Source organism: Enterobacter sp. HK169 (genome assembly GCF_001719105.1).
In the GTDB taxonomy this organism is placed as follows: domain Bacteria; phylum Pseudomonadota; class Gammaproteobacteria; order Enterobacterales; family Enterobacteriaceae; genus Enterobacter; species Enterobacter asburiae_B.
The window spans coordinates 451,935-464,969 of sequence record NZ_CP017087.1 but is presented as its reverse complement, the minus strand read 5'-3'; the positions used below and the strand labels follow the sequence as shown (position 1 = coordinate 464,969).

The window sequence follows — 13,035 nt, the reverse complement described above, 5'->3', positions numbered from 1 at the left end:
GCGGCTACGGCTTACCCGACCTACAAAATTCGCCCGGTGCAGCCTGATGCCCTCACCCTGACCCTCTCCCACGGGAGAGGGAACAAACACAAAAAAGGCAACCTCCAGGTTGCCTTTTGCTTTTACTAGTAGCGCACACACACCGATTTGGTTTCACACCAGCCGTCCAGCCAGTCCGGACCAAAGTCACGTCCGGTGCCGGACTGCTTCATGCCGCCGAACGGCAGGTTGGCGTCAATCAGCGTATGGCTGTTCACCCAGACGGTGCCCGCCTGCAGCCGGTCGGTATATTCCAGCGCCTTGCTGATATTCTGCGTCCAGACGCTGGCCGTCAGGCCATACTCGCTGTCGTTTGCCAGCTGGAGCGCCTCTTCTCCGTCGGCGACGCGTACCAGGTTGACCACCGGGCCAAACACCTCTTCACGGGTCAGGCGCAGTGAGGCATCCGGGTTCACCACCAGCGTAGGCGAAACGTAATAGCCTTTGCCTTCCGGCCCCCGGTTACCGACGATCAGCTCCGCGTTGCGCGACTTCGCTTCGTCAAGGAAGGTCTGCACCTTGTCGCAGTGCGCGCGCGACACCAGCGGGTTGATAAACGCCTCCGGCGACATGCCCGGCCCGACGCTCAGGGATTTCACCGCCTGCTCAAACCCGCTGACAAGCGTGTCAAACAGCGGCGCTTCAATATAGATGCGCGAGCTCGCCGCGCACACCTGCCCCTGGTTCAGGAAGCTGCCGGTCATCAGGCCTTCGATCACCCACGCCGGGTCTGCGTCTTTTAGTACGATGGCCGGGTTTTTCCCGCCCAGTTCCAGAGTCACCCCGGTTAGCGTGTCCGCCGCCGCGCGGGCAATTTGCTTACCCGTCGCCGTTGAGCCGGTAAAGCTCACCTTTGCAATATGCGGATGCGAGGTCAGCGCTGCGCCACACACCGCGCCGCTCCCGGTCACCACGTTAAACACTCCGTCCGGAATGCCCGCTTCGCTGGCCAGCTCCGCCACGCGCAGCATGGTCAGCGGCGTGGTCTCTGAGGGCTTGATGACAATAGAGCACCCCGCGGCCAGCGCAGGCATCACTTTCCACATCCCGATCATCAGCGGGAAGTTCCAGGGCACAATCCCGGCCACCACGCCAACCGGCTCCTTACGCGTCCACGCCTGATAGCGGGCGCCCTGCGGCAGCGGGATGGAAAGGTCGAGGGTCTTACCCGAAATTTTGGTGGTCAGCCCGGCGGTATAGCGCATCCAGTTCAGGGTGCAGCCGACTTCAAACATGCGCGAAATGTTGATGGATTTGCCCTGCTCCAGCGTTTCAAGCTGGGCCAGCTCCTCGCTGTGCTGTTCGACCAGATCGGCGAAATGAAGCAGGATCCGCTCGCGCTCCGCCGGCAGTTTTCCGGCCCAGCTGCGGGCGACAAACGCGCGCCAGCCGGACATGACGGCACGATCAACGTCGTCGACGCTGGCATCGGCAGTCGAGGCAATGACCTCGCCCGTGGCCGGGTTGAAGACGTTCAGCCGTTTTTCACTGTCCGACGCGGCCTGACGCCCTTCAATCCACAGGCCATGCTGTCGGTCTAAAAATTGTTGTACGGCAGGCTGAATGGATACCAGTGATTCAGACATAGGATACTCCTTCGTTATTCTTCGCAGGGTGTCCATCCAGTCTAAGTGGGGTTTTGCGTTCGCGCTTTTGTCTCTGTGACATTCGCTTTGCCACCTGTGACAGGCTCCGCAAATCGCGATAATTGCCGCTTATATCGCTGTTACCGGTGAGTGTTCTTTCCTATAGTCAGCCTCATAGCTCTGACAAAATGCAACACAAATGCAACAATGCAAAAACGTTGACGGTGCAGTGAGAGAAACGATGGCGTGTGCAAGCGAGCAGGAACAGTATCAGCAATGGCTGGCGCAAATTAACCAGGTTTGCGGGCGTTTTAACGCGCAGCCCACCGGGGGGAAATTCTTCGGCGAGCTGGAGACTAGCTACGCGCGCAGCCTGAAGCTCAGCACCGTGACCGCAGGCGGCGTCAACCTGTTCCGCTCCCGTCAGGAGATCGCTCAGAGTAATGATGCCTGGTTCTATACCGTGTTCCAGCTCGAAGGCAGCGCGGAAATTGAGCAGGATGATCGTCGCGCGCTGCTCAGAACCGGTGATATCACGCTGATTGACGCGTCACGTCCCTGCTCAATCAACTGGCGGGAAAAATCCCGCCAGATTTCGCTGCTGGTTCCCCGTCAGATTATTGAGCAGCAGTGTCGCTTCCAGGAGATAAGCTGCGCGACCGCCCTTTCCCGCACCTTGCCCACGGTACAGCTGAGCCATCGCCTGCTGATGGAGAGCATGAGCAATGCCGACCTGAGTGACCGTGAAAGCGAAGCGGCGCTCGAAGCGATGATCTGCCTGCTGCGCCCCGCATTCCAGCAGCGTGAAATCATTCAGCCGCGCAAGGAGCGCCAGTTCCAGCATGTGGTGGCGCTGATTGACGACCATATTCAGTCTGAATCGCTGCGCCCGGAATGGATTGCCGCCGAGAGCGGCATGTCCGTGCGCAGCCTTTACCGCATGTTTGCCGAGAAGGGGCTGGTGGTGGCGCAGTACATCAAAAATCGTCGTCTGGATCTTTGCGCGCAGGCACTGCAATCTACCGGTGATGATGAAAAGCTGGCGGGCATTGGCTACAGTTGGGGGTTCACCGACCATAGCCATTTTTCAACGGCGTTTAAGCAGCGTTTTGGCGTCTCGCCGGGTGAATACCGCAGGCGCTACCGCTAACTACTTTTTGAGCCATTTTCCGTTAATGCCCTTCACGTATTCGCCCGGCTGCGCGCGGGCAACCAGTTTCTGACCGGCCATTTTAGCCACTTCATCAACCGGCAAATTATTGCTGTCGGCCAGCTTCTGGTAGTTTTCCGCGCGTGCCGCATTGATACGATTGACCAGCGCCAGCGTTTCCGCGTCCTGTTGAATCGGGGCAAGATAGCCGCTGAGGGTTTCCCCCACGCGCCCCTGCGCCCGGGCATCGTTTAAGGTCAGCGCAGCCGCCTGCACGTTCATCCCCAGCGCCAGTAAAATGAGAGCTAATCGTTTCATGGCATCCTCAGAACAGATCGCTGCGCGATTTCAGCAGGGTTTCAACGTCTTTATCGACCTTAATATGGATCTCATGTTCGATTTTGACATTCATATTAATTGTAATCGGCTCCTTTGGCGCAGCGACTTCAATGCGCGGCGTACAGCCGGTCAGTAGCGCGGCAACGGCAACGGTGAGCACACCAGCCATCTTTTTCATTGTTGTTCCTCACTTTCCTTGCCAGTCAAACTGCGGGGAGCAGGTATCGCCGCATGTTGCTCAAACCAGGTTTGCAGGTTGTCCCCAAAGCGCAAGCTGCGCCAGAGGGTAAAGACATTCTCGTCATGGGTATAGTTCAGGTTGACGGAGCTGCTTTTGCCATCCACCCGGCTGGTCCCCTTGATGGTCGCCTGCATGGTTAATTCACCCAGATTATCTAAATTGATTCTCGTCCACGAACGCGAAATTTCCATATAGCGGAGCCAGTTAATCGCGGCGCCCGCCACCATATTATCTTTCACGATGGCGTCTGCCGTATCTTTGTCGATGCGCAGCGTCATTGGCCCCGGGTTGGTCAGCCAGCCATCTTTAATGATCCATCTTTCATTGTCCAGCCAGAACGGCAGCGCCCCGCTCACCGGCCCTGACATGGCAAACTGTTTCGGATTAACGGCGCTAATCAGCTCGCTCGAAGAGATATTGTCCACGCGCAGCAGGGCCGGATCGTGCTGCGGCATCCGCAGCTGCTGCATGGTGATTTTCCCGCCGAGGGTTTCCACCTTCACGTTGGTGAGGAGCAGCGGATTGTCCTCCGTCCAGGGATAATCCCCCTGTAGATCGGCGGTAATGTTGCGCGCGGTCACCAGGTTTTCCACTTCGCCTATGCGCAACGTGACCGGACCGCGCGTGCCGAGAGACCAGGTACCCTCGCTGAAGCGGAACGGCAGCACAAAATCGACGCCATTAATCTGGTTATCCGGCATCCAGGCGCTGCCGGATTTCAGCACGCCGTGCCCACCGGCCTCAAAGCCCTGATCGGCCGCCGCCGAGAAGGCGACCTGCGCGTAAAGCTCCCCGTCGCGCAGCGTCATTTTCCAGTCCGGCGGGATCAGCGGCTGGAAGACGGTGAGCGACTGTTTTGGCCACCAGGCCTGCCCGCGAAGGCGCACGCCATCCCAGCGTCCATTCACCTGTACCGGACCGATTTTGTCCGCATGGAGGTCGCCCTTGAACTGAAAAATGGTCGGGTCGGTGCCGTCGACGCTGAAGGTCAGGACCGAGGGCGGCAACGCGCTGCCGCCGGAGAAACGGGTTTGCCCGGCGTTGAGCGACAGCGCGCCGCTGAAGGCCGGTTTTTCGGGGTCACGCAGCCAGCGCACCGGTTGATCCAGCACCAGACGCGGCTTGCTGACCTCCATCGTGCCGTACTGGAGCTTGTCAAAACCGGTGGAGAGCGCCGTCAGCTCAATAAGATTGTCGCGCCACTCGCCTTTCCCGGCGACATCCCAGCGGGCATGCATCGGCGTGAAACCGCCTTTCCCCCAGTAGCGCCACTGCCACAGGCCGTTATCAGGTAAAAAGTCGTTGGCCTGACCGTCCAGATGGAGTTCAAAATCGCCCATCTCGTTTTCATGAGCGCGCAGAATCGCCTGTAAACGACCGTCCACGCCCTTCTGCGTCAGCTTCACGCCCGCCAGCGGCCAGCGGATTTCATCGATATCGAGTGAGTCAATGATGCGCCCGCGCGAGCGGAGCAGCGCGCCCGGCTCAAAGGCCAGCTGCGGTTCATACAGGCTGCCGGTCAGCGTGGCGGGCAATTTGGCGTAAAGAATAAGATCGTTTTGCTTCGCCTCGCCGCTCAGATGCAGGGGCATGTCGCTGTTTTCCATGCTGAGTCTGCCGGGCCCAATGTTCAGTACCGCGTTGCCTTTCCCCGCGTCACCCTGGGTAAGCATATTCAGCCGTCCGGTCAGGGTGGTTTTATCCAGCCCCTGCTGCCAGTTGTCGGCGCGAAGGGACACCCGCCCGCTCAGCGGCATACCCGAGAGATCCCAGTTCCAGCGCCCGTCGCTGATGTTCAGCTGCTCCGCGGTGATCTGCCACGGCAGGTCAAGCAGCGGATCGGGATTATCCCGCGCCATCACCACCAGCTGACCCTGATTGTCTTCCCAGTCCAGATCGGCATCGACCAGAGACGTCAACTGTGGCACGTTAAAGGTCGCGACCGCGTGGCCCTTCACCGGCACGCCATCCGGTACCAGCGGCAAGGTAAACTCGCCCACCAGCTTAATCGGCTGCGGCTGGTCCGGGAGCTGGACATCGAACTGGCTGACCGAGAGCGTCTGACCGCGAAGCGTGCCTTTAATGCTGACCTGCTCGCCTTTATAGGCGATCTCCTGAATGGAGGGCGTCAGCGACGCATGCAGCTCGCCCTGCCACTGCTGCCAGGGCGACAGCGTCAGACGGTGAACCGTGATCCAGGTATTAGGTAATACCGCCTGCCACTGTGCCAGCGTTTTGGGGGCGACCGTTGAGGGCGCAGACTGGGGAATTTTGCTCAGACAGACGGAGTTAAGATCCAGCGCACCGATATCCAGCTTCCAGCGGCTCGGATGTGACAGCGTCACGTTATCGATGCGGGCAATTTCGCAGTCTTCAACCAGATAGCGAAGATCGGGGATCACCAGCGCGTGGCGGGTAAGTTTCGGACTCTCTTCGAAAGCGATGCGCGTCCCGACGGGCAGCCAGATCCCGGCGAGCGTCGGTACCCACTGGGCGAGCGTCATCAGCAGCGTCAGCGGCAACAATATGAACAGCAGTAAAAGCGCAAGAGCGGCTTTGTATTTACCCTTCATGGGCAGTTAATATCCTGATTTAGCGAAAGATTTAAGCCGGCAGTGCCGATCATTGTCGCATGTTTAGCCAGTCAGTTGAAGGGAATGCCATTTTTAATGATAGATGCTCTAGAATAATTGATAGAACTTATTGAATTCAATAATATTTTAGAAATTGTAAGATAATTTTAATCATGCTAACGTGAATGCAAAATCACTGGAGAAAGTCTTATGAAACTCGCGGTATATAGCACAAAGCAGTACGACAAAAAGTATCTGCAACATGTTAACGAGGCTTACGGGTTTGAGCTTGAATTTTTCGACTTTCTGCTGTCCGAAAAAACCGCCAAAACGGCGCACGGTTGTGAAGGCGTCTGCATTTTTGTTAACGACGACGGCAGTCGTCCGGTGCTGGAAGAGTTGAAAAAACAGGGCGTGAAGTATATCGCCCTGCGCTGCGCGGGCTTTAATAACGTGGACCTCGACGCGGCGAAAGAGCTGGGTCTGAGGGTGGTGCGCGTCCCGGCGTACTCCCCGGAAGCGGTCGCGGAACATGCAATTGGCATGATGATGTCGCTCAACCGTCGTATTCACCGCGCTTATCAGCGCACCCGTGATGCCAACTTCTCTCTGGAAGGGCTGACCGGCTTTACCATGTACGGCAAAACCGCGGGCGTGATCGGCACCGGTAAAATTGGCGTCGCCGCCCTGCGCATTCTGAAAGGCTTCGGCATGCGTCTGCTGGCGTTCGATCCGTACCCGAGCGCCGCTGCGCTGGAGCTGGGCGTGGAATACGTCGACCTGCCGACCCTGTTCTCCCAGTCTGACGTGATCTCCCTGCACTGCCCGCTGACGCCGGAGAACTACCACCTGCTTGACCAGGCGGCGTTTGACCAGATGAAAGATGGCGTGATGATCATCAACACCAGCCGCGGCGGGCTCGTTGACTCTCAGGCCGCTATCGAAGCGCTGAAAACCCAGAAAATTGGCGCGCTGGGAATGGACGTGTACGAGAACGAACGCGATCTGTTCTTTGAAGACAAGTCGAATGATGTGATCCAGGACGACGTGTTCCGCCGCCTGTCAGCCTGTCATAACGTGCTGTTTACCGGACACCAGGCGTTTCTGACTGCCGAAGCGCTGATCAGCATTTCAGAAACCACGCTGGGTAACCTGCAGCAGCTGGAAAAGGGCGAAGCGTGCCCTAACGAACTGGCGTAAGCATGACGCCGGGTGGCGGCTATGCCCCACCCGGCGTACTGTCAGTTTCCCAGGTCCGGTGCGCAAAGCACCACCAGAGCAGGACGGCTACCAGCGCAATCGCGCTCAGAACACTGAATGCCGTGGCAAATGAGTAATGACCGGCAATCGTGCCGGTTAACGCCGGGCTCATTGATGCCCCTACCCCCTGCATCAGCATCACCACACTCTGCCCCGCATTGACGTGCCCGCTCCCGCGCAACAGCACCACGATAAACGACGGTACCGCGACGCCCAGGATCCCTGCGGCGAGCCCGTCGAGAATTTGTACCGGGATCATCATGAGCGGCGCGTCCGTCGACGCCGCCAGCGCGGCGCGCACCGGCATCACCAGCAGCGCCAGCATAATCAAGCGCCAGTAGCCGTAGCGGTCTATTCGGTGGGCGACCCAGATGGCGACGGGGATCATCACGGCCTGAGAGATAATAACGGTGCCCGCCGCGTACAAACCGGGGTTGATCGAGGCGGGCGCGGCGGCCACCCTCATGCTCAGCATCGGCAGCAGCGCGGCGTTCGCCAGGTGAAACAGCAGCAGCGTCAGTCCGGTCACAAACAGCGCCCGGTTTTTAATCAGCACGGCAAAGCCGGGAACCGGCAGGCTCGCTGAAGAAGAGAGCCCCCTCGCCGCGTCGTTATCGATATCCCCGTTGCGAATGGCAAGCAGCGCACAGAGCGTTAACAGCGTGGTACAGGTCATCAGCAGGAAAATCCCGCCGACGCCCCAGTACCACGCAATGCCCCCTGCAATCAGTGCGGTAACAAAGTTTCCGCCGTGATTGAACGCCTCATTTTTGCCCATCTGCGCGCTGAACCCGCTCTGGCCGGTCAGCCCCAGGGTAATCCCGGCGATCAGCGGCCCAACAAACGCCGCGCAGATGCCGGAGACAATTTGCGAAACGGCGACAACAGCGCTCTGCTGGCTAAACCAGAGCAGGAGCGTGCTGAGGGTGATGAGCAGGCACACCAGCGCCAGCACGGTCCGCTTGCTGCGTGAGGTGTCGGTGATGAATCCCGCCGGCAGCGTGGCCAGTAATCCCGCCAGCCCACCGGCCGTCATCAGGATGCCGATATCATCGGGAGCCCAGTGGCGTTCGGTCAGAAAAATACCGAGAAAAGGACCGAGGCCATCGCGGACATCCGCGATGAAAAAACTTGTCAGGCATAATGCCCGCAGCGAACGAAGAGACATACTTCCTGCCTTTGTCTGTTATCGCCTGTAAAAAAGGAAATGTAGTATAGCGGGTATTTTTTAAAATCAGATGACGTCTTAAAAAATATGCCTTGCGAACTTAAACAATTCATAACGGAGGCTGTCTTTTCGCTTTACTCATTATCGACCCTGACTATACTGGCAATAAATTTTCACAGGAGTCCTTCGTTGGAAAGTTATTTTATTGTTGATACGAAGGTAAGCTAGCGCGATTTCCTCGCTGCTTACCTGAAACGGTGGGCAGCAATCCTCTTTAAGCGATTGTATCCCGAAATAGTAAAACCACTCAATTTGTGGGGCATCGCATGTTCATGTTTACACATTCACTCTTTCCGCCACCGTCGTCCTGACACGTTTAGCATTTAAACGGCGTTATGATGTGCTTAGCAAAGCACTGACGCTTATTATTTAATAACGTTAACAGGCGACAGGCTGATGTTCCCTTATATCTCTCATCTGCTCGCAGCGATGCTGCTGGGCGCAATTATTGGCGCGGAAAGACAGTGGCGCCAGCGTATGGCCGGACTTCGTACCAATGCACTGGTTGCCACGGGTGCGGCAGTGTTCATTTTAAGTTCGGTATCGACTTCTCCTGATAGCCCGGGGCGTATCGCAGCGCAGATCGTCTCCGGAATCGGCTTTCTTGGCGCTGGCGTCATTATGCGTGAAGGAATGAATATTCGTGGTTTAAACACCGCCGCAACGCTGTGGTGCTCGGCCGGAATTGGCGTGCTATGCGGATTAGGCCAGTTCTGGAATGCCGCCATGGCCAGCCTAATTATTCTCTGCGCTAACATATTGCTTCGCGAAGCCGCGCAGCGAATTAATCAACTGCCTGTGCTCCATGAAGGCGAAAAATGCTATGTACTTAAAATCACCTGCAATGATGAGCATGAAGATGCGGTGCGGCAGAGCGTCGTAAATATGGCGAAAGAGTTGACGTTAAGTCTGAAAGCGATTTATTCCGCTACGGCGCAAGCAGAAGGTAAAACTGAAATTCGGGCGGAAGTGATGACCCGGGAGGAATACCGAAAATTACTCGATCTGATTATGGGGAATATGGGCGGGAATAAAATTATCGCGTCCGTCAGCTGTCACGCAATATGAACAAGGTACCGGGCCTTGCGCCCGGTTGAGGCTTTGGCGTTTTGCAGAAAACGGACCGTGACGCGGAGAGATTCATCCCCGAATGCCCCTGTTCGTTGTCACGCCACGTTGACGAGATCAGGGCAGGTTCGACTGTACGCCTATCACATAACCGAAATTTGTCCCCGTTATGACAGCTTGCTCTCTGTTTTCCTGAAATTAACGGTCTACCCTGAATTGTGTGAAAAACACTCAGGAGGGACAAATGTATAACTCAATTTTGGTTCCAATTGACATTTCAGAGGATAGCCTGACGCACATGGTTATCCCCTTCGTTCAGGCACATACAGCACTTAACACAGCTAAAGTTCACTTTCTTACCGTCATTCCATCGCTTCCGTATTATTCATCATTAGGCCTGGCCTATTCGGTTGAAATGCCGAAGCTGAAAGAGTTCCAGCACGCGGCCTTAGCGAAGCTGGATGAAATCGTTAAGCAATTCAAAATTCCTCCAGACAAGATACAGACTCACGCCGTGACGGGCTCTCCAAAAGATCAAATCCTTAAGCTCGCTGACACGATCGATGCCGACCTGATTATCATCGCTTCCCACAAACCTGACATATCGACGTATCTGTTGGGTTCGAACGCTGCGGCAGTGGTTCGGCATGCGAAATGCCCTGTCCTGGTCGTAAGATAGAAAGCGGCGTTTACGATCGTGGATACGAACGGAGAGCGGATAACAAAAACCGGGCGAGAAGCCCGGTTTTTCATTTGCGCTTTCCTGAGTGAAAACGCGATTTAGAGATTTACTCTGTTGGCGTTTAAATTTAAGTCCGCAATGGCGGCCGGTTTTCCAAGCAGGTAGCCCTGAACTTCATCACATTTATTTTTTTTCAGAAAAGACAGCTGTTCGACGGTCTCCACCCCTTCTGCGGTTACCGCCATGGAATAGGCTTTTCCCAGGTCGATAATTTTCTCCACGACTGACTGGTTCTGCGGCGAGTCACCGAGGGTAAAAATAAAGCTCTTGTCGAGCTTAAGCCCGTCAAACTGAAACTTCCGCAGATAGCTCAGAGAGGCATAGCCGGTACCGAAATCGTCAATCAGAATGCGGACGCCCATTCTTTTGAGAGACTTCATGGTCTGTAAGGTTTTTTCCGGGTCGGAAAGCGTAACGTTTTCAGTGACTTCAATTTCCAGCCGGTTGGATTCAAGCCCCGTTTCGTGAAGGATCTCTTTTATTCTTTCGGCAAGATCGCTTGCCTGGAATTCGATAGCAGAAATATTGACGGAGACCGATAATCCCGGCAATTTGTCTTTCGTCTCCGTACAGGCTTTGCGTATGACCCAGTTGCTCAGGCTAATAATCAGCCCGGTTTCTTCTGCCAGCGGGATAAACTGGTCGGGCATTATGGTCCCCCGAGCCGGGTGCTGCCAGCGTACCAGCGCTTCGACGGCCTCAATTTTAGAATACCGGAGGTTATAACGCGGCTGGTAAACCAGGTAGAGCTGTTCTTCGCGAATCGCGGTCTTGAGTTCTAATTCCAGTTTCCTGCGTTCAGTCAACTTTTCCGACATATCCGGGCGATAATAGACCCATCGGTTTCTGCCGGATTGTTTCGCCTGATACAGCGCAATATCCGCGTAGCGTAGAAGATCGTTTGCGCTGCTGCTATCCCGGGGAGCCAGCGCAATGCCCATGCTTACGCCTATCGCCACATCATTGCCCTCAATGGCGAAAGGACGGTTAAGTTCTTGCACGATACGACGACACACCTCCTCAATCTGGTCTTGCTGGCTGGTGTTGCCGAGGAGAAGCATAAATTCATCCCCTCCCTGCCGTGCGACAAAATCACCCCGACGAACGCAATTTTTAAGACGTGAAGCGACCTCGCCAAGCAGGGCATCGCCGGTGGAGTGCCCGAAAATATCATTGACGGGTTTAAACTTGTCTAAATCAAGGCAAATCATGGCAAACGGATAACGGTTAAGGTCTTCTTTCGCCAACTGGCCAGCCAGAAATTCCTTAATATGATACCGGTTCGGCAGACCGGTTAATTCATCATGGCGTGACAGGAACTCCACGCGTTTTGTTGCTTCTACTTCCTGAGAGACGTCGGTTGCCGCGCCTCGCAACACCACCGTTCCATCAGGCTGAGCAGAAAACTTTGCCAGAAGCGTGCAATATGACGTGGTTTTTTGCGCGTGAGTATAAGGACAGTTTTTAAATTCAAAGCGTTCGGTTAAATCCCGCTGCCCGGCGCAGTCATGTGATAATCCGCTTGTCGCCGGAAAGAGTTCATCCAACCTGCGGCCTATCCATTTGCTATTTTCATATCCCGTTATTGTAGAAAAACGACCCGATAGCCACGTTATCCTTAACGATAAATCTGTTTCCCAGAACCAGTCGCTGGTTGTTTCACTGACGTCCCGGAATCTTTTTTCACTCGTAATAAGATTCAACCGCGCCTGCTCAAGGAGAAACGTATTTTCGTCAAGCATTCTCGCCTTGTGCATAATATGGCGCATTAATATCACCGTCATCGATACCGTCAGAACGACGGAAAGAATGAGCAATGGCAAAAAATAAATTATTAACGCCTGGCCGGGATTTTCACCGTCCCAGATAATTTTCACATCTCCATTCTGTGTGCTTAAGGTAAATTCCGTCTGATTATTTATTTGAGAAGTGGCTGTATCAGGTGAAGTACGAACGTTCTGGATGCCGTCATCCTGCCCAATCGTGAGGAGTTTTTTAGCCGTTAACTTGTCTATAAACACCATTGTCGACGGTTTTCCGGGCATGGTTTGCACGCTCGTATCATCGCCCGTCGTTATCCATTGCGCAGAAACAATGGCCGGCACGGAATCGATAAGCGCTAGCACAGAAACCGGCACTCCCTTTTTTATACTCAACTCATGGAGTAAACGGTCTTTGGTTGATTTGTCTAACCAGCTCTCCAGCTCCTGCAGCTTCAGTTTCCCGTCAACGACGCTGTATCGCGTACTCCCTTCTGGAGAGAGAACAAACACCCCTTCGTAGCCAAAGTTGTCATACAGGGACTTACCCAGGTTCTGCTTATCCCACGCCCAGTGAACGTCATTGTTCAGATGAAGATGTTTGTAGGCATCTCCCCACTCGGCATTATCTTTCAAATGACTTCGCATGCTCTCCTGGCGGGTCTCCAGGGCTTTCCTTAACAAAAATTCATCGTGCGTGTCGCTGATTTCATTCACATTATCTTTTATTATTAGCAGGGAAATTATTGCCGCAATAAAAATACTTATTAACAACGTTACAATATAGGTAAAGGTTTTATTTATCAGGCCTTTAGAAGGCTCGGTGTCCGTGAAGCCCGGATTGTTCAGAGGTAGGGTCATCTTTCGCCTTCTTAACTGCTACTGCGTCGATTTTTATGCCACTTTCATTTATCGGCACAAAATAACAAAAATTTATAGCTAAAAATCCGAAGCTAAAGGTTTTTATTTTTACAATCCAGAACAAACTATTAACCATTAATTCATTTAAAACCTAATCTTGGCTAATTAAATATACTGTTCGAAGTAAG

10 protein-coding genes are annotated in these 13,035 nt (G+C 54.7%); 4 read left to right on the top strand and 6 right to left on the bottom strand.

Annotation, left to right across the window (positions count from 1 at the left end; translation table 11 throughout):
• Positions 1-125: 125 nt before the first annotated feature.
• Entirely contained in the window at positions 126-1,625 is a 1,500-nt protein-coding gene (locus tag EnteroDNA1_RS02325; RefSeq protein WP_069302755.1) for an aldehyde dehydrogenase family protein, read from the bottom strand.
• 241 nt (positions 1,626-1,866) lie between these two features.
• Here EnteroDNA1_RS02325 and feaR point away from each other — a divergent pair, with 241 nt between their 5' ends.
• Complete coding sequence (feaR, locus tag EnteroDNA1_RS02320) at positions 1,867-2,775, top strand: transcriptional regulator FeaR (protein ID WP_033145415.1); 909 nt, start codon at positions 1,867-1,869, stop codon at positions 2,773-2,775.
• Here the strand turns inward: feaR and EnteroDNA1_RS02315 are convergent, their stop codons facing one another.
• From EnteroDNA1_RS02315 to EnteroDNA1_RS02305, 3 genes are read right to left on the bottom strand one after another with little or no spacing between them, the layout of a single operon-like run.
• Entirely contained in the window at positions 2,776-3,093 is a 318-nt protein-coding gene (locus tag EnteroDNA1_RS02315; protein WP_023311566.1) for a YdbL family protein, read from the bottom strand. It lies immediately after the preceding gene.
• 7 nt (positions 3,094-3,100) lie between these two features.
• Entirely contained in the window at positions 3,101-3,292 is a 192-nt protein-coding gene (locus EnteroDNA1_RS02310) for a YnbE family lipoprotein (protein ID WP_014169918.1), read from the bottom strand.
• Positions 3,289-5,928, bottom strand: coding sequence for a YdbH family protein (locus EnteroDNA1_RS02305; RefSeq protein ID WP_069302754.1), 2,640 nt, complete (start codon positions 5,926-5,928; stop codon positions 3,289-3,291). The genes EnteroDNA1_RS02310 and EnteroDNA1_RS02305 overlap by 4 nt, the downstream gene beginning before the upstream one ends.
• A 210-nt stretch (positions 5,929-6,138) precedes the next feature.
• Between EnteroDNA1_RS02305 and EnteroDNA1_RS02300 the strand changes: the two genes are divergently transcribed.
• The gene (locus EnteroDNA1_RS02300) at positions 6,139-7,128 is read left to right on the top strand and encodes a 2-hydroxyacid dehydrogenase (protein ID WP_069302753.1); all 990 of its coding nucleotides are present in this window, start codon (positions 6,139-6,141) and stop codon (positions 7,126-7,128) included.
• A 19-nt stretch (positions 7,129-7,147) separates the two neighbouring features.
• Here the strand turns inward: EnteroDNA1_RS02300 and EnteroDNA1_RS02295 are convergent, their stop codons facing one another.
• Positions 7,148-8,356, bottom strand: coding sequence for an MFS transporter (locus EnteroDNA1_RS02295; RefSeq protein WP_047061728.1), 1,209 nt, complete (start codon positions 8,354-8,356; stop codon positions 7,148-7,150).
• Between the two features lie 456 nt (positions 8,357-8,812).
• Between EnteroDNA1_RS02295 and EnteroDNA1_RS02290 the strand changes: the two genes are divergently transcribed.
• Positions 8,813-9,484 carry an MgtC family protein gene (locus EnteroDNA1_RS02290; protein ID WP_033145409.1) on the top strand — a complete coding sequence of 224 codons (672 nt, stop codon included), beginning with the start codon at positions 8,813-8,815 and terminating at the stop codon, positions 9,482-9,484.
• Between the two features lie 244 nt (positions 9,485-9,728).
• Positions 9,729-10,163 (top strand): universal stress protein UspF, encoded by a 435-nt coding sequence (gene uspF, locus EnteroDNA1_RS02285; RefSeq protein ID WP_023292544.1) that lies wholly within the window; start codon positions 9,729-9,731, stop codon positions 10,161-10,163.
• 101 nt (positions 10,164-10,264) lie between these two features.
• Here the strand turns inward: uspF and EnteroDNA1_RS02280 are convergent, their stop codons facing one another.
• Positions 10,265-12,847: a bifunctional diguanylate cyclase/phosphodiesterase gene (locus tag EnteroDNA1_RS02280; protein WP_069302752.1), complete on the bottom strand. Its 2,583-nt coding sequence runs from the start codon at positions 12,845-12,847 to the stop codon at positions 10,265-10,267.
• Positions 12,848-13,035 lie beyond the last annotated feature (188 nt).